The organism is Autumnicola edwardsiae, from assembly GCF_031846505.1.
Classification (GTDB): domain Bacteria; phylum Bacteroidota; class Bacteroidia; order Flavobacteriales; family Flavobacteriaceae; genus Autumnicola; species Autumnicola edwardsiae.
In genome coordinates, this window is record NZ_JAVRHP010000022.1 from 1 (window position 1) to 15,652 (window position 15,652).

At 39.6% G+C, this 15,652-nt stretch carries 17 protein-coding genes and 1 pseudogene; 8 read left to right on the top strand and 10 right to left on the bottom strand.

Annotation, left to right across the window (positions count from 1 at the left end):
* From RM529_RS06125 to RM529_RS06140, 4 genes and pseudogenes are all read right to left on the bottom strand, one after another.
* Positions 1-85: pseudogene (locus RM529_RS06125) on the bottom strand (transposase); the annotation flags it as partial.
* An 86-nt stretch (positions 86-171) separates the two neighbouring features.
* The gene (gene apaG / locus RM529_RS06130; RefSeq protein ID WP_311483872.1) at positions 172-558 is read right to left on the bottom strand and encodes a Co2+/Mg2+ efflux protein ApaG; all 387 of its coding nucleotides are present in this window, start codon (positions 556-558) and stop codon (positions 172-174) included.
* Positions 559-561: 3 nt separating this feature from the next.
* Positions 562-1,659, bottom strand: coding sequence for a DUF3667 domain-containing protein (locus RM529_RS06135; RefSeq protein ID WP_311483873.1), 1,098 nt, complete (start codon positions 1,657-1,659; stop codon positions 562-564).
* Between the two features lie 19 nt (positions 1,660-1,678).
* On the bottom strand, positions 1,679-2,932 hold the full coding sequence (locus RM529_RS06140; protein ID WP_489752729.1) for a type IX secretion system plug protein: 1,254 nt from the start codon (positions 2,930-2,932) through the stop codon (positions 1,679-1,681).
* A gap of 166 nt (positions 2,933-3,098) precedes the next feature.
* Here RM529_RS06140 and RM529_RS06145 point away from each other — a divergent pair, with 166 nt between their 5' ends.
* From RM529_RS06145 to RM529_RS06180, 8 genes are read left to right on the top strand one after another with little or no spacing between them, the layout of a single operon-like run.
* Positions 3,099-4,439 (top strand): Na(+)-translocating NADH-quinone reductase subunit A, encoded by a 1,341-nt coding sequence (locus RM529_RS06145; protein ID WP_311483875.1) that lies wholly within the window; start codon positions 3,099-3,101, stop codon positions 4,437-4,439.
* 14 nt (positions 4,440-4,453) lie between these two features.
* Entirely contained in the window at positions 4,454-5,650 is a 1,197-nt protein-coding gene (locus RM529_RS06150) for an NADH:ubiquinone reductase (Na(+)-transporting) subunit B (protein ID WP_311483876.1), read from the top strand.
* A 2-nt stretch (positions 5,651-5,652) separates the two neighbouring features.
* Complete coding sequence (nqrC, locus tag RM529_RS06155) at positions 5,653-6,381, top strand: NADH:ubiquinone reductase (Na(+)-transporting) subunit C (protein ID WP_311483877.1); 729 nt, start codon at positions 5,653-5,655, stop codon at positions 6,379-6,381.
* A gap of 2 nt (positions 6,382-6,383) precedes the next feature.
* Positions 6,384-7,127, top strand: a complete 744-nt coding sequence (locus tag RM529_RS06160; protein ID WP_311483878.1) for an NADH:ubiquinone reductase (Na(+)-transporting) subunit D — start codon at positions 6,384-6,386, stop codon at positions 7,125-7,127.
* Positions 7,128-7,158: 31 nt separating this feature from the next.
* On the top strand, positions 7,159-7,773 hold the full coding sequence (nqrE, locus tag RM529_RS06165; protein WP_311483879.1) for an NADH:ubiquinone reductase (Na(+)-transporting) subunit E: 615 nt from the start codon (positions 7,159-7,161) through the stop codon (positions 7,771-7,773).
* Positions 7,774-7,789: 16 nt separating this feature from the next.
* Positions 7,790-9,076 carry an NADH:ubiquinone reductase (Na(+)-transporting) subunit F gene (gene nqrF, locus RM529_RS06170; protein ID WP_311483880.1) on the top strand — a complete coding sequence of 429 codons (1,287 nt, stop codon included), beginning with the start codon at positions 7,790-7,792 and terminating at the stop codon, positions 9,074-9,076.
* Between the two features lie 42 nt (positions 9,077-9,118).
* The gene (locus RM529_RS06175) at positions 9,119-9,475 is read left to right on the top strand and encodes a DUF8840 domain-containing protein (protein WP_311483881.1); all 357 of its coding nucleotides are present in this window, start codon (positions 9,119-9,121) and stop codon (positions 9,473-9,475) included.
* Positions 9,476-9,479: 4 nt separating this feature from the next.
* Positions 9,480-10,490 carry an FAD:protein FMN transferase gene (locus RM529_RS06180; protein WP_311483882.1) on the top strand — a complete coding sequence of 337 codons (1,011 nt, stop codon included), beginning with the start codon at positions 9,480-9,482 and terminating at the stop codon, positions 10,488-10,490.
* A 2-nt stretch (positions 10,491-10,492) separates the two neighbouring features.
* Here RM529_RS06180 and RM529_RS06185 read toward each other — a convergent pair whose 3' ends face one another.
* Genes RM529_RS06185 through gpmI form a run of 6 tightly spaced genes read right to left on the bottom strand, consistent with a single transcriptional unit; the run spans position 10,493 to position 15,252 of the window.
* The gene (locus RM529_RS06185) at positions 10,493-11,257 is read right to left on the bottom strand and encodes a class I SAM-dependent methyltransferase (protein ID WP_311483883.1); all 765 of its coding nucleotides are present in this window, start codon (positions 11,255-11,257) and stop codon (positions 10,493-10,495) included.
* A gap of 59 nt (positions 11,258-11,316) precedes the next feature.
* The gene (locus tag RM529_RS06190; protein WP_311483884.1) at positions 11,317-11,880 is read right to left on the bottom strand and encodes an HNH endonuclease signature motif containing protein; all 564 of its coding nucleotides are present in this window, start codon (positions 11,878-11,880) and stop codon (positions 11,317-11,319) included.
* Positions 11,864-12,688: a type I methionyl aminopeptidase gene (gene map / locus RM529_RS06195; protein ID WP_311483885.1), complete on the bottom strand. Its 825-nt coding sequence runs from the start codon at positions 12,686-12,688 to the stop codon at positions 11,864-11,866. The genes RM529_RS06190 and map overlap by 17 nt, the downstream gene beginning before the upstream one ends.
* On the bottom strand, positions 12,685-13,101 hold the full coding sequence (locus RM529_RS06200) for a BT0820 family HAD-type phosphatase (protein ID WP_311483886.1): 417 nt from the start codon (positions 13,099-13,101) through the stop codon (positions 12,685-12,687). The genes map and RM529_RS06200 overlap by 4 nt, the downstream gene beginning before the upstream one ends.
* 38 nt (positions 13,102-13,139) lie before the next feature.
* Positions 13,140-13,724, bottom strand: coding sequence for a thioredoxin family protein (locus RM529_RS06205; protein ID WP_311483887.1), 585 nt, complete (start codon positions 13,722-13,724; stop codon positions 13,140-13,142).
* 10 nt (positions 13,725-13,734) lie between these two features.
* Entirely contained in the window at positions 13,735-15,252 is a 1,518-nt protein-coding gene (gpmI, locus tag RM529_RS06210; protein WP_311483888.1) for a 2,3-bisphosphoglycerate-independent phosphoglycerate mutase, read from the bottom strand.
* Positions 15,253-15,652: the final 400 nt, after the last annotated feature.

Genomic DNA, 15,652 nt, shown 5'->3' on the forward strand with positions numbered 1-15,652 from the left:
ATTGTGCTCTAAATGCTTTTATTTTTGCATTGAATGACTCGGCGGAAGCATTGGTGCTACGATTTTCAAAATAGTTTAAAATAGTCCTGTAGTTTAAATGTGTAAAAAGGGAACAACATAATTTTTTGCCCTTTTGTTACATAGAGAATTATCCCAAAAGAAACTGCTAAACTAATTCAAAGCAAAAGGAGCACTCAGCTGAAATGAAGGGATTTTCACCTTAAAATTGCGGGTAGAAGTAAAATTGACCATATTGTAATGACCGTTCATTGCTCCAAAGGGGGATGTAAGTAAACAGCCGCTTTGGTAAGAATGGCTTTCTCCCGGTCTAAGGATTGGTTTTTCTCCAATAACTCCTTCGCCCTGAACGATTTCCGTTTTATTTAGAGCATCTTTAATCTTCCAAAAGCGCGAAGTTAACTGTACAGAATCGTTGCTTTGGTTTTCGATAGTAATTCGGTAACCAAAGGCGAAACGGATTTTGTACTCCTTAAAGAAAACACCTTCGAAGTCTGTCTCAACCGAAATTTTTATTCCACGTGTTACCTGTTGGGTCATGTTCTAATAGATGGCAAAAGATGCAAACAGCGCAATTCCTGCTGTTAATAAAGCTAAAATAAAGAATATTGTGCTGAGCATTACGAACTTTAGAACCGTTTTAACATGTCCCTGATTGTAAAATTCCCTTAAAGCTTTGTAGAGGTAGAGGACAAAAGCAAAACCGGCTATAGTACTTCCCCAGTCGCCTGTAATAAAATAATCGAAAATAAGCGCCAGGGAGTACAATACAAAGAAAGTAGTTTGCACATGAAAAGCAAAAATGAGATGCTCCATGTAGTTAAACGGCCTCCTTACATAAAGCAGCCATATAAAAAGGGCAAATATCGGCAGGTAAAAGAAAATAATAAATGGCAGCTTGTTCACAAAGTAGTTTACAAAGATTTGTGGGTTTTCCAGAAGTAAATTCCAGTCTACAGCTTTTTTATAAAGCCATTGGTTATATAGTGAATTGGCGTAACTAAGGTTTTCCAGTGCCCTTTCAGAGTTTGCGGTTTTTGTTTCTTTGTAGTATTCCGAGAAGACATCAAATTTTTTGACTACAGAAGTGCTAAAGCTCATAGTGTCCAGGGTTTCCTGAGAAATATAAACCTCTCTGTAAGAAGTTTCTCTTTGCAGGGCTGCGTCCAGGGAATCTGCGCTAAACTGTTCATTTCTTAAGCCGGGGATTCTTCGGAAATTCTCATTCAGCTCATTAAGGCTATCTTGCGGGACGCGGGATAGTTCTTCCTGTAGCATGGACCTGTCATTGCTAAAATCCATGTTCTCCAAAGAGTTGGAAAAACTCATTAGCAGGAAGAAAATAATAGAAGCGCTTAAATAAAACCGGAAAGGATTGGCGTACCGGGCCCTTTTGCCCTGGATATAGTCTTTGGAAATTTTTCCGGGCTGAAAAAGTAAAGCCTTCAGGGTACGCTGGAAGCGTGAATCGTAGGCAAAAATTCCAGAGAAAAATTCAGAAAAGAAATCGTCGAGGTTTAACTTCTTCGTGCTGTTTAATTGTCCGCAGTTTGGGCAATAAACATTACTAAGATCGAGGGGATGGCCGCAGTTAAGACATTCTTCACCGCGATACTTCCGCAGGGAACGATTGTTTTTCATGTGATCTTTTGGAAAAAAATTAGTTGCTGATATTTACAGAATTGGCAGTACCAACTCCTATAATCCTGTCATAACGTGCGCCGGGCATTCTGTAATAAACAATAACCTGGTATTCGTTTTCTGTTTCATCAAAATTTCCGCTGATAAATCCTTCATTTAACAGCCCGTCAGGTTCGAGCAATACGTATTTGTAATTGTAAAACCCCTGCTTGAACAGCCGTACCCCTTCATAAAAACCCGACTCTTCATTAAAGTTAAGCTTTGTGGTTTCATCTAATACGAAATTATTAAATTTTCCGTAGATGTGGATCTCGCCATCATCCAGAGGGGAGTAATTTTTTAGCTGAAAATGGACCCACACATATTCTGCTTCAATATCAGGATTTTGAGCCCTAAAGTCTCTAACCAGGAAGCCTCCGTTTATGTCGGGATTATATGTATAGGGCTCGCCGGCACGGGTAAAATCGGGAAATAAATGATGGTGGTACAGTTTCTGCACTTCCACAAAATTTATGTCTGCAGTGGTTGCCCTTAATTCCTTATTATCAAACTGAATATATTCATTGCCACCCCAGAAAGAAGTGGGTTGGCCGTACCTGTATATAAGCTCATTTCCTATAGTATATTGAGGGCGTATATTCTTGATGGCGGTCTTTAGGTTTTGATTCTGCAAAATGAGCACGTTTACGTTCTGCTCCGGATTTTTTAGCAGCAGCTCGGGAGAATTTATGCTGAAGTTTACAACCTGTTTCTGATCAATAAACTTGAGCTCCCGGGATCTTTTAACCGCGACTGCCACCTGGGCAATAGGCTGGTAGACAATAAATTTTCTGGAGAAAACCAATTCCCTTTCGGCATTATAAATCTTGATCATGTAATTACCGGTAACCTTGAAGTCTCCGGTATCGCTATTTGGGATTTGTAGTTCGTAATGGGAGAAAGGTTGAAGTGTGTTCAGGGAATTCTGATAGTTGAAAATCCTTATGTCGTCAAAACCTTCAATGTATTCAGATTTTGTTAGCTGCGACAGGCTCCAGTCGTAATTATAATGCTCGATGGTGTAGTAATAATCTGCCTCATCCCCAATAATATCGTCAAAACTAAGGTTAAGTTCTTCCCCTAATCTCAAAATGGGGTTACCTGTTTGAAGGCCATTGCTGCCGCTTAATTGTATACTGCGTATATAGTTTGGTGGAAGGATTTCCACTTCTGTCTGGCCGTACATGCAGCTGTTTAATCCTAGAGTAAATAAGAAAATAAAGAGGAATTTCATGCCTTAAATATAACTACAAATAAGCAACTGATGATAAAGAAATTTTGCCGACGCTTTTTTAACAGTTAGTCACGGTAAAATTCTTTTGTTTCTTGGGAAAAATGAGGTTAAAATTCATAAATTTGCCCCACTTTACAAACAGAAATTTTAACATACACCCCATCCTATGTCAAAAGACATTCGAATTAAAAGAGGTTTATCTCTTAATTTAAAAGGAGAGGCGGAAAAGGAACTTTTAGAAGCTCCACGGTCCAGTACCTACGCCATTAAGCCGCCGGATTTTCACACAGTTGTACCGAAAACAGTTGTAAAAGAAGGGGCTAAAGTTCTTGCCGGTGACGAAATTTTCTTCTCAAAATATACAGGCGAAGTACGTTTTACCAGTCCGGTTAGCGGTACCATAAAAGAAATTAAGCGTGGTGCGAAACGAAAGATAATGGAAATTATCATAGAAGCAGATCCTGAAGATTCTTATAGGGAATTTGGTAAAATGGATGCTTCTGCAACAGGTCCAGAGCAGGTTAGAGCGAGGATTCTTGAAAGTGGTTGCGGGGCATTTATTAATCAGAGACCGTACGATATAATTGCCGATCCTAAAGATTCGCCAAAAGCTATTTTTATCTCAGCTGTTTCTACTGCTCCTTTAGCTGCTGATAAGGGCTTTATAATAAAAGATAAAGTTGATGCATTTCAGGAAGGTGTTAATGCGCTCAGGAAGTTAACTGATGGTTTGGTGCATCTTTCTGTAGACGAGAGTTCTGCAGCTTATCTTAAGGATATTAAAGGAGTTGAGTTGCATCATGTAAAAGGTCCTCACCCTGCAGGCAATGTGGGTGTTCAGATCCATAAAATTGATCCTATAAATATAGGGGAGAGGGTATGGGTTGTTGCTCCTGAGGATGTTGCTATAATAGGAAATGTTTTTCTAACCGGAAGGTTTATTGCAGACCGTACTATTGCTGTGACGGGAAGTGAAGCGAAAAACAGAAAATATTTTAAGACAAAGATTGGTGCAAATGTTACTGATTTAATTGGAGAGGTTTCTGAGGATATCAGGATTATCTCGGGATCTGTTCTTACAGGTCAAAAATTGTCAAATCACCAATACGTCGGTTTCTTTGACAATGAGGTGACGCTAATTCCTGAAGGTAATAATTACAGGATGTTTGGGTGGTTGCCTTTTACCTATAATAACATCCATTCCAATTCCCGTACATCCCTTTCCTGGATGAGCAGTAAAAAATTTACGCCTACAACCAACCTGAATGGTGAAGAGCGTGCACTGGTTGTAACCGGTGAAATGGAAAAGGTGCTTCCAATGGATATTTATCCTATGCAATTAGTAAAAGCCTGTTTGGCAGGTGATATTGAAAAAATGGAGAGCCTTGGTATTTATGAGGTCGCTCCTGAAGATTTCGCCCTTGTGGAATATGTGAATACTTCCAAAATTGAAATTCAGGAAGTTATTCGTTTAGGTTTGGATTTAATGATTACTGAAGTAGGATAAAAAGGATTTCAATTATGGAATGGATTAGACAGAGATTAGATAGAATAAAAGAACCATTTGCAAAAGGTCGAAAATACGAGAAGTTCGCTCCTGCAATTAATGCATTGGATACTTTTCTTTTTACGCCCAATCATACAACTCAAAAAGGTGCCCATATAAGGGATGCTGTAGACTTAAAGAGAATAATGATTACGGTGGTGTTAGCGCTTATACCTGCTTTAATATTCGGAATGTGGAATACGGGATATCAGCATTATTATCAACTCGTGGAAGCAGGTGTGATTGCCGATTTTACCTTTTGGGAAGCTTTGGGCCATGGGGCCTTGAAGGTGCTTCCTATGGTAGCTGTATCCTATGGAGTAGGATTGGGAATTGAATTTGCTTTTGCAGTTTTTAGAGGTCACGAAGTTAACGAGGGTTACCTGGTAACAGGCCTTTTAATACCTATGATCATGCCGGTGGATATTCCACTTTGGATGGTTGGACTGTCTGTTGTTTTTGCAGTTTTAATCGGAAAAGAGGCTTTTGGTGGTACCGGGATGAATATTCTTAATCCCGCACTAACAGCCAGAGCGTTTGCTTTCTTTGCCTATCCCACCTATATGTCGGGTAACGAAGTTTGGGTAAGTGAGGCGTATGAAGTAGATGCTATCACTGGCGAAACTATCCTTGGAACTTTAGCAGCGGGAGAAGAAGTGGCTTATGATGCTATGAGTATGTTTACCGGCGTAATTCCTGGATCAATTTCCGAAACTTCTACTTTATGTATTCTTGCCGGAGCCTTACTTCTGGTGCTTACAAAGGTGGGAAGCTGGAGGATAATGCTAAGTGCTTTTATTGGAGCGGCAGTTATGGGGTTAATATTTAATGCTTTACCTGCAATGGGGCTGGAAGGGAACGAGCTTACTAATTTTCCCTGGTACCAACATTTAATAGTGGGTGGCCTTGCCTTTGGAATCGTTTTTATGGCGACAGATCCGGTTTCGGGTGCACAAACCCTTAAAGGAATGTGGATTTACGGGTTCCTTATAGGTTTGCTTTCCATTATGATAAGGATTTTTAACCCTGCTTATCCTGAAGGAGTAATGCTGGGGATTTTGTTGATGAATGTTTTTGCTCCTACGATAGATCATTATGTAATTCAGTCTAACGTGAAGCGACGAAAGAAAAGAATTGAAACTACTAATGGTCAAATTGAAACAGCAGTTTAGTTATGGAAGAAAAATCAGTAAATAAAACGAATAGTAACGGCTATACCTTTCTTTTTGCAATTATCATGGTATTGGTTGTGGCATCCATTCTTGCCTTTACTGCCACTTCGTTACAACCTACGCAGTATGAAAATGTGCGCCAGGAGAAAATGCAAAGTATCCTTAACACCATAGGTGTTGAGACAGACCGTGCAGGAGCCGAAAGTTTGTATAATCAATATATTACAGAAACTGTGGCGCTACGCGCAGACGGTTCTGTAGATGAGGGTTTAGATGCTTTTAACGTAGATCTTGCAAAGGAGATTAAGAGGGTTGATTCAGAACAGATTTTCCCGCTTTATATCGCGAATTATGAAGGTGAAAAATATTACATTGTTCCCTTGAGAGGGAATGGACTATGGAATGCTATTTTCGGGTATATTTCGCTACAGAACGATGTTAATACAATTAAAGGGGCAACTTTTGACCATCTTGGGGAAACGCCTGGACTAGGGGCGCAAATAACTAAAGCCTGGTTTAGGGAAAGCTTTGCAGGTAAGAAAATATTTAACGAAGCTGGAATGTTAGAAGGAGTATCTGTAGTAAAAGGAGGTGCTTCTACAGATCATGAGGTAGACGCTATTTCAGGAGCAACAATTACAGGAGATGGTGTTTCAGACATGATTTCTGAGAGATTAGAACATTATTTGCCGTATTTCGAAGAGCAGAGAGACATTAAAATTACAGAGTAATTATGGCTAAAGACAACAACCTTACTTCCGAAGAAAAGGAAGCAAAAAAGAAAGAAATGATCTTGTTCTTGTCAGATTCTGAGGAGAAAGAAAGTTTCTTGTCTAAACAGAACAGGAAATTATTAACAGATCCTTTGGACGATGATAACCCAATTACCGTACAGGTGCTTGGTATTTGTTCAGCACTGGCAATTACTGTGCAGCTGGAACCAGCGGTGGTAATGGCAATTGCGGTAATGGCGGTGATGGCATTTAGTAACATTATTATCTCTATGCTGCGTAACATGATCCCAAGCCGGATTAGGATTATCGTTCAGCTGGTAGTCGTGGCATCTTTAGTGGCACTTGTAGATCAGGTACTGCGGGCATATGCTTACGATGTGAGCAAGCAGCTTTCTGTATTTATTGGTCTTATTATTACTAACTGTATTGTAATGGGACGGCTTGAGGCTTTTGCTCTTGGGAACGGGGTTTATAAATCTTTTCTTGACGGTATTGGAAATGCGGCAGGATATGGTTTGATCCTTATTATTGTGGCTTTCTTTAGAGAGCTTTTAGGATCAGGAAAGCTTTTTGGATACGAAGTTCTTGGTCACCAGGGTACAAGTGCAGCAGATTCTACAGGACTTTATGCATTGGGTTACGAAAACAACGGTTTGATGTTGCTTTCTCCTATGGCTTTAATTGTTGTGGGGCTAATAATCTGGGTTCAGCGGGCACGTAATCGTAAACTTATAGAAGAGTAAAATCAAGCGCTAGAGCTTAAAGAAAGATATTATGGAATTTGTAAACTTATTTGTACGAAGTATTTTCATAGAAAATATGATTTTTGCCTACTTCCTGGGGATGTGTTCCTATTTAGCAGTGTCAAAAACGGTAAAAACAGCTGTTGGTTTAGGTGCGGCGGTAATATTTGTGTTAACTATTACAGTGCCAATTAACTACTTACTGGACAATTATCTGCTTCAGGCAGGAGCTTTAAGGTGGCTTGGGGACGATTTTATAGATGTAGATCTTAGTTTCCTTAGTTTTATCATGTTTATTGCGGTAATTGCATCTATGGTTCAGTTGGTGGAAATGATCGTTGAAAAATTTGCCCCGGCTTTATATGGTGCCTTAGGTATTTTCCTTCCGTTAATTGCAGTAAACTGTGCAATTCTGGGAGGAGCCCTTTTTATGCAGCAAAAGGAATTTACCATGATTACCGAGGCTTTAACTTACGGTTTTGGAAGTGGAATTGGTTGGTTTCTGGCTATTCTGGCTATCGCTGCCATTCGTGAAAAAATCACATACTCTAACGTACCTGCCCCGCTTAAAGGACTCGGAATTACTTTTATTATTACCGGGTTAATGGCTATAGGCTTTATGAGTTTTATGGGAATTAAATTATAATCACAAAACAAGGACTATGACAGTTGTAATAGCAAGTGTAGTTGTATTTTTAGTATTAATACTCTTATTGGTTTCCATTCTGCTGGGTGCTAAGGCCAAACTGATGCCTTCTGGGCCAGTTAGTATTAACGTAAATAATGAAAAGGATATAGAAGTAGGTTCAGGTGGAACGCTGCTTTCCACGCTGGGCGAAAATAAACTGTTCCTTCCTTCTGCCTGTGGTGGTGGTGGAACCTGTATCCAGTGTAAATGTATAGTAAAAGAAGGTGGTGGAGCTATTCTTCCTACAGAGGAGCCACACTTTACCAGGAAAGAGATTGCCGATGGATGGCGTCTTGGTTGCCAGGTAAAGGTTAAGGAGGATATGAAAATCACTATTCCTGAAGAAGTCTTCGGAATTAAAAAATGGGAAGCTACGGTTGTAAGGAATTATAACGTTGCTTCGTTTATCAAGGAATTTGTTGTGGAGATTCCAGAAGATATGGACTATAAAGCCGGAGGATACATCCAGATTGAAATTCCTAAATGTGAAGTGAAATTTGAGGATATGGACATTACTGCCCATCCCGAAGAACACGATACTCCAGATAAATTTAAAGCGGAATGGGACAAGTTTGGTCTGTGGCCGCTGGTTATGAAAAATTTAGAAACTGTGGAAAGAGCTTATTCTATGGCTTCCTATCCTGCAGAAGGACGTGAAATTATGCTGAATGTTCGTGTGGCCACGCCGCCATGGGACAGGGCAAAAAATGCATGGATGGATGTGAATCCTGGGATTGCATCTTCTTATATCTTTTCAAGGAAAAAAGGTGATAAAGTAACTATTTCAGGTCCTTATGGAGAATTCTTCATAAATGAGAGTGAGTCCGAAATGTTGTATGTAGGTGGTGGAGCTGGAATGGCACCAATGCGTTCTCATTTATATCACTTATTCAGAACACTTCAAACCGGAAGAAAAGTTACTTACTGGTACGGCGGGCGTTCAAAGAGAGAATTGTTCTATGTAGAGCACTTTAGAGCTCTGGAAAGGGATTTTCCAAACTTTAAGTTCTATCTGGCACTTTCTGAACCTATGGAAGAAGATAACTGGAAAGTAAAAGAAAGCCTGGACGATGAGGGAGATGGTTTTGTTGGATTTATACACCAGGTGGTAATAGACAATTATTTAAGTCATCATGAAGAGCCGGAAGAAATCGAGGTTTACTTCTGTGGACCGCCGCTAATGAACAAAGCGGTTCAGAAAATGGCTGAAGATTTTGGAGTTCCGCCAGAGAATATCAGATTTGATGACTTTGGAGGATAATAGATTTAATCCCGCTTCGGCGGGATTTTTTTATCTTTGATTATGGCAGAATTGGATAAACAACAGCTACATAACCTCGCGATGAACATCGTTGGTGATGATCTTGAAGCTAATGGCTACGAATTCCTTGGTGTTAACAGTAAGTTGAAGAGAAATCCCCAGTTTGTTGCTTTAAAGGATAAAAAACTTCATTTTGTTATTGTGCGGGCTATTACTTATCCGGAGAACCCAAAAACTTTTGATAGGGATTTTATGGAATCCATGAAAGAGCATGCCCTTAAATTTAATGCAAGAACTTTTTATGCAGGCGTGGGATTGGCAAATTCAGCAGATTATGAGAAACCTATTACCAGTGAAGAAGATTATGTGATTAATTATAACGGCTGGCAGGAGATTTAGAAGCATGAAGCGATATTTGTTTTTACTTGTAATCTCCATTTTAAGTTGGAGTTGTTCTGAAGACAGTCCTCAAAAGTATTCGGTTTCCGGAGCTGCACTGGGCACCACCTACCATATTTCTTATTTTTCCGAAGCTGAACTTGATGTTGAGACATCTCTCGATTCTATTTTCAGGGTTATCAATAATTCCATGAGTACATATCAGGAAGATTCAGATATTTCCAGGATCAATAGCGGAAATACCGGGATTGTGGTGGACAGTAATTTTGTAGAAGTTTTCAAGTCTTCAGAAGAAATATTTGAAGAAAGTGAAGGTTATTTCGACCCGACAGTCGGGCTGCTGGTGAACGCCTATGGATTTGGCCCGGCAGGTTATACAGAGAACCCTCAGGATCACGAAATAGATTCCCTAATGCAGTACGTTGGGTTTAATAAAATAAAGCTGACATCAGATCGAAGAATTAAAAAAGAACATCCCGAAGTTTATCTGGATTTTAATGCGATTGCCAAAGGCTACGCGATAGATGTTATTGCGCTGTATTTTGATAAAAATAAAGTAGATAATTATCTAATAGAACTGGGTGGGGAACTGGTAGGAGAAGGCAGGAATATTCAAAGCGATAGCCCATGGCGGGTGGCAATAGACGATCCACGACAGGAAGAGGGAGACCGGACTTTTCAGACGGTACTGGCCTTAAAAAACCGTGCTCTGGCAACGTCTGGAAATTACAGGAAGTTTAGGGAAGATATTCTTGCAGGAAAGGCGTATGTGCATACTATTAACCCTCTCACGGGAAAGGCGCAACAGAGTAATTTGCTTAGCGCATCTGTTTTGGCAGAAAATTGCACGCTTGCAGACGGTTACGCCACTGCTTTTATGGCACTTGGATTGGAAAAGTCACAAGAGATGCTGGAAAGGATAGAAGGTGTGGATGTTTATTTTATCTATGCTGAAGGTGAAAATGAAATTACCGTTTACGCCTCTGAAGGTTTTAAAGAAAACCTTCAGGAATAGTTTTATTTGCTGCAAACCGGGATAACCTCTCCCTTAGCAAGTCGATATTTGTCAATTTCAGAGGCTGACAATTCTGAAGTCATATTTACTTCTTCCACTTTAAACCCCATGCTTCTCAATTTGTCAAAATAGTCCCTTCCGTAGATTCTAACATGATCATATTGGCCAAAAATTCGCGCCCGCTCCTTTTTATCGGTAATAGAATCATCTTCAAAGGTCGTTTTTCTGCTTAAATCCTGCGGAATCTGTAAAATAGCTGTCCCTCCGGACTTTAAAACCCTGTAAAGCTCTTTCATTGCCTGTGTATCGTCCGGAATATGTTCTAAAACGTGGTTACAGAGGATAAAATCATAAGCATTATCTTCAAAAGGCAAATTATTGATATCTGCTTTAACATCGGCTAGCGGAGAGTTGAGATCTGTGGTAGTATAGTCGATATTTGCCAATTTCCGGAAGCGGCTGTAAAAAGCCTGTTCAGGCGCAAAATGGAGCACTTTAAGCTTTTCAGTAAAAAAAGACGTTTTACGTTCCAGGTATAACCAGAGAAGACGGTGACGCTCCAAAGAAAGAGTAGAGGGGGAAAGAACATTTTCCCTTTGCTTCCCATACCCATAAGGTAAAAACCTGGAAAAACTCCTGCCGTCTATAGGATCTGTATAGCGATTGCCACGAAGTGCGGTCCTTAAAGCGGGACGTATGAAATAACTGAAACGAATAAGGAGGGGACGCGGAATAGTGTTGAGGAAGAACTTAAAAACTTTTTTCATTCACTCTGAAGTTTAATCTTTTAGCTGAAGCTTACAACCGAAATTTTCGAGGTTCATTGCTAAACTTCTATATCTCCCCAGTTTTCTCCGGACTTAATTCTATACAACTGCATTTCTGAAACTCCAAACTGCTTGGCCAATACCTTGATCCTGGTTTTTCTTTCGGGATCCAGTAATTTTTTCTTAAGAATAACAGCTTGTGCATAGGAAAGCTTAGAATAGGAAACCACTTTGCGCAATTTTCGCTTATGCTTGTTTTCTTTTACTTTCGGGCTGTGGTATTGATGCTGTACCCACTCTTCTTTTGTGGCCCACGCAAGGTTTTCTGCCCGGTTATCATCTTTTTCAAAATTTTTGTGGATCACATATTTATCACCCTCTTTTTTCTTCAGAAAAAGTTCGGCTACAATTCTATGGATGTAATACGTTTTGTGCTTTCCGTTTTTCAGTTTAACGGCAAAGTTAAGGTATCCGCCAACGCGGCCGCCCTTCATCAAATCCCCTTTTGGATTCTTCAAAAAACTTATAATTCTTCCAAAGTTGGAAACCCGGTATATAAACCTGTCCTGCCATTCTTCTTTGTGCAGGCTTTTCCAGCTCTCGTTTCTATAGTCCCTGATCATAGATTTTTGATCTAAATTCGTCTTCTTCGTTACTTTCTATACCCAAAGCATCATAGATGTATTTAAAAGTAGAGAGTAATTCTGGCCTGCCGTCCATAAGGGCAACATCATGTTCAAAATGGGCGCTTGGTTTATCGTCTGCTGTTAAAATAGTCCAGCCGTCAGGCAGTTGTTTGATTCTTTTGGTTCCCAGGTTGATCATAGGTTCTATAGCCACGACCATGCCTTCAACAAATTTCTTTCCTTTGCCGCGTTTGCCGTAATTTGGCATTTCAGGGTCTTCGTGCATTTTTCTACCTAGTCCATGGCCCACTAATTCCCTCACTACGCCATAACCGTGACTTTCCGTATAATTCTGAATAGCAAAAGCAACGTCACCTACGCGGTTACCGATCTTGAACTCACGAATTCCCTCATAAAGGGATTCTTTGGTAATTCGCAGCAGTTCTTTGGTCTCCGGTGCAGCTTCTCCCACCTCAAAAGTATAGGCATGGTCTCCGTAAAATCCGTTTTTTAAAGCTCCGCAATCAATAGAAATAATATCTCCATCCTTAAGCGGGGTATCATTGGGAATTCCATGAACTACCTGTGCATTGGGACTCATGCAGAGGGAATTTGGAAAATCATATAAACCCAAAAAACCGGGCTCGGCTCCATGGTCACGTATAAATTCTTCAGCTATTTTATCTAAGTGTAACGTAGTAACTCCGGGTTTGATCTCGGGAGCAAGTATTCCAAGAGTTTTGGAGACAATAAGGGCGCTTTCCCTCATTAACTCAATCTCTTCTCTTGTTTTAGGTATTATCATAATTTATTTTTCAGCCGGTCAAACAGTCCGGGTTTTTTTCTTCTAACTTTTGTCTTTTGGGTCTTATTGTTGGACAGTTTTTGATAAATTTCTCCCCATCCAATCATACCTCCAATATTGCGATCATCTATATAAATGTCTGCAAGGATTTTTCTGCTAATAACGTTATCAAAATCTTCTTCGGGATAACTTTTGTTTACCGCATAAAATTCAATGCCTTTAGATTTACAAAATGCTACAGCCTCTTCCAGTTTGTCCCCATAACGGTACGTCCATAAAATAATTCTGTGCCCTTCCTCCTGAAATTTCCTGAGGGTTTCAAAAGCAAACAACATAGGCTTTCCTATCTCCGGATACTTATTTTCGACAATAGTGCCATCAAAATCTACCGCAATTGTTAATGATTGTAGCATAAAATCAATAGCTTCTTTTTAATTCAGTTTTTCTGAATTTATTCTGCATAAGAATGGCTGTAGTCCTCTCCACTTACAATTTTTGCAATATCTTCTTCTATACTCTCCTGCGGATACTCTACAAACCTGTTTATTTCTTTGCCGTTTTTATAAAAAATAATTGTCGGCACCCTCCTGGCATCTAAATCTTTTTCAATATTTCCTGGGGCATCTTTATTAGTGTCTACAGCAATAGCGGTTAATTGCTCCGTATCATAATCTGCCTCGTCCAGAATTTTAAAAAACTTCGGCGTTTCCCTTTTACTGTCTACGCACCAGGTTCCCATTACAAGTGTGATCTCATAATCTGAAATATTTTCCTTTATAGTTTGCATTGCCTCGTCGTTTGGATCATAATCTGAATAGCCAGATTCGAACCAGCGCGAAAAAGGTTCTTCCTCAAGTTCCTCTCTCTGGAATTCTCCCAACAACATATCCTTCTGATAAACTCCGGTGGGAGGTTCTCTATGAGGACCTAAAGAGAAAGAGGTTGTATTTTCTGAAGATTTTTCATTTTTAGCAACAGAGTTACTGCTTCCGCAACTGAGAAAAATGGCCAGAAAAAAAATGAGTAATTTCTTCATTGTTAATTTTTTAGATTAGAGAATCCTGCGTCATTAGATCTGGTTTCTCTATTCCCATCAGTTTTAAAATGGTAGGTGCGATATCTCCCAAATTACCACTGTTAATATTTTTAATGTCTTTGTCCAACAGGATTAGCGGCACCGGATTAGTTGTGTGTGCTGTATTTGGGCTGCCATCTGGATTAATCATAGTTTCACTATTACCGTGGTCTGCAATAACGAGCACAGAGTAACCGTTTTCCATAGCTGCTTCAGCTACATCTTTAGCACAGGAATCTACGGTTTCACAAGCTTTAACAGCCGCATCGAAAACGCCTGTATGACCAACCATATCTGGATTCGCGAAATTGAGGCATACAAAATCTGCCGACTCACTTTTTAATTCAGGAATTATTTTATCCCGAATTTCATAGGCGCTCATTTCCGGCTGCAGGTCATAAGTGGCAACTTTAGGAGAGTTGCACATAATCCTGCTTTCTCCTTTAAAAGGTTTTTCACGTCCTCCGGAAAAGAAGAAAGTGACATGAGGATACTTCTCTGTCTCGGCAATTCTAATCTGTCTTTTGCCTGTATATTCTAATACTTCTCCCAAAGTAGTACTGATATTGTCCTTTTTAAATACAACATTAACATTGGTAAAGTTATCGTCGTATTTGGTAAGAGTAACGTAGTACAACGGAAGTTTCTTCATGTTATACTCGGGGAAATCTGCCTGTGTTAATGCCTGGGTAAGCTGTCGCCCTCTGTCTGTCCTGAAGTTAAAGAAAATCACTACTTCCTTTTCCTTAAGAGTGGCTACAGGATTTCCTGCGGCATCTGTCATTACGATAGGTTCTATAAACTCATCGCTAATGTCATTATCATAACTTTGCTGAATAGTTTCAGCGGCATTTGTTGATTTCTGGCCTATGCCTTGAGTAATGAGATCATATGCTTTTTTCACTCTTTCCCACCTGTTATCACGATCCATTGCGAAATACCTTCCAATAACAGAAGCGAGTTTGGCATTGGTTTTTCCTAAGTGGTCTTCCAGTTCCTTAATAAAATCTTTTCCGGAGTGAGGATCTACATCACGGCCATCTGTAAAAGCATGTACATACTTGTCTTTTACTCCAAATTCTTCAGCGGCACTAAGTAGACCTTTTAAGTGGTTAATATGGGAATGTACGCCGCCATCACTTAAAAGACCCATAAAGTGAATAGGCTTCTTGTTTTTAATAGCGTAGGTGAAAGCCTGTTCTAATACAGGTTCCTGTATTAAGGAATTTTTTTCTACAGCCATGTTTATTTTTACCAGGTCCTGGTAAACAATACGGCCTGCACCAAGATTCATATGTCCTACTTCGCTGTTGCCCATCTGTCCTTCCGGAAGCCCCACATTTAACCCGTCTGTCCTGAGCTGGGCACTGGGATAATTTTCCAAAATGGAATCTACAAATGGTGTTTTCGCTTTTGCGATTGCTGATACTTCCGGATCCTGGGTTATACCCCAACCATCCAGAATCATGAGTAAGACCTTTTTATTCATCTTGTGTTTTAAATTTAATTCCAAATATAAAAAACAATATTTTCGCCTGCTAAATAAGGCTTTAAAATGTTTCTTAAATCTCAGATCGTCAGGATCTATAATTAAACTTTATAAAATCCTGCACATCCGGGAGAGAACTTCTGGAAGATCACACCCCTGGTTGAAAAAGCGTTAACTTCTCCGAATTTTCTCTTATACCTGAATTTTAACATTTTCAGTGATTTTTCAGATACTAGAAATTTATGCACAACGTTATAAATTTAATGCCGTGCTTCTTCTAATCGCTTTAATTTTAATTAATTAGAAGCTAAAATGTTAAAGTTTCGTATTGGGGGCTTTTGAGCAGCAAATAACGAGAATATTTTGTATGTTGGCACAGCCTTTGGAATATATTAACAGG

What these genes read in the sequence shown, in the direction of transcription:
- RM529_RS06145 (WP_311483875.1), top strand. Translation starts at nt 3,099, where the DNA reads ATGTCAAAAGACATTCGAATTAAAAGAGGTTTATCTCTTAATTTAAAA.
- gpmI (WP_311483888.1), bottom strand. Translation starts at nt 15,252, where the DNA reads ATGAATAAAAAGGTCTTACTCATGATTCTGGATGGTTGGGGTATAACC.
- RM529_RS06205 (WP_311483887.1), bottom strand. Translation starts at nt 13,724, where the DNA reads ATGAAGAAATTACTCATTTTTTTTCTGGCCATTTTTCTCAGTTGCGGA.
- nqrE (WP_311483879.1), top strand. Translation starts at nt 7,159, where the DNA reads ATGGAATTTGTAAACTTATTTGTACGAAGTATTTTCATAGAAAATATG.
- RM529_RS06160 (WP_311483878.1), top strand. Translation starts at nt 6,384, where the DNA reads ATGGCTAAAGACAACAACCTTACTTCCGAAGAAAAGGAAGCAAAAAAG.
- nqrF (WP_311483880.1), top strand. Translation starts at nt 7,790, where the DNA reads ATGACAGTTGTAATAGCAAGTGTAGTTGTATTTTTAGTATTAATACTC.
- RM529_RS06140 (WP_489752729.1), bottom strand. Translation starts at nt 2,932, where the DNA reads ATGAAATTCCTCTTTATTTTCTTATTTACTCTAGGATTAAACAGCTGC.
- RM529_RS06190 (WP_311483884.1), bottom strand. Translation starts at nt 11,880, where the DNA reads ATGATCAGGGACTATAGAAACGAGAGCTGGAAAAGCCTGCACAAAGAA.
- RM529_RS06150 (WP_311483876.1), top strand. Translation starts at nt 4,454, where the DNA reads ATGGAATGGATTAGACAGAGATTAGATAGAATAAAAGAACCATTTGCA.
- RM529_RS06135 (WP_311483873.1), bottom strand. Translation starts at nt 1,659, where the DNA reads ATGAAAAACAATCGTTCCCTGCGGAAGTATCGCGGTGAAGAATGTCTT.
- map (WP_311483885.1), bottom strand. Translation starts at nt 12,688, where the DNA reads ATGATAATACCTAAAACAAGAGAAGAGATTGAGTTAATGAGGGAAAGC.
- RM529_RS06200 (WP_311483886.1), bottom strand. Translation starts at nt 13,101, where the DNA reads ATGCTACAATCATTAACAATTGCGGTAGATTTTGATGGCACTATTGTC.
- RM529_RS06175 (WP_311483881.1), top strand. Translation starts at nt 9,119, where the DNA reads ATGGCAGAATTGGATAAACAACAGCTACATAACCTCGCGATGAACATC.
- nqrC (WP_311483877.1), top strand. Translation starts at nt 5,653, where the DNA reads ATGGAAGAAAAATCAGTAAATAAAACGAATAGTAACGGCTATACCTTT.
- RM529_RS06185 (WP_311483883.1), bottom strand. Translation starts at nt 11,257, where the DNA reads ATGAAAAAAGTTTTTAAGTTCTTCCTCAACACTATTCCGCGTCCCCTC.
- apaG (WP_311483872.1), bottom strand. Translation starts at nt 558, where the DNA reads ATGACCCAACAGGTAACACGTGGAATAAAAATTTCGGTTGAGACAGAC.
- RM529_RS06180 (WP_311483882.1), top strand. Translation starts at nt 9,480, where the DNA reads ATGAAGCGATATTTGTTTTTACTTGTAATCTCCATTTTAAGTTGGAGT.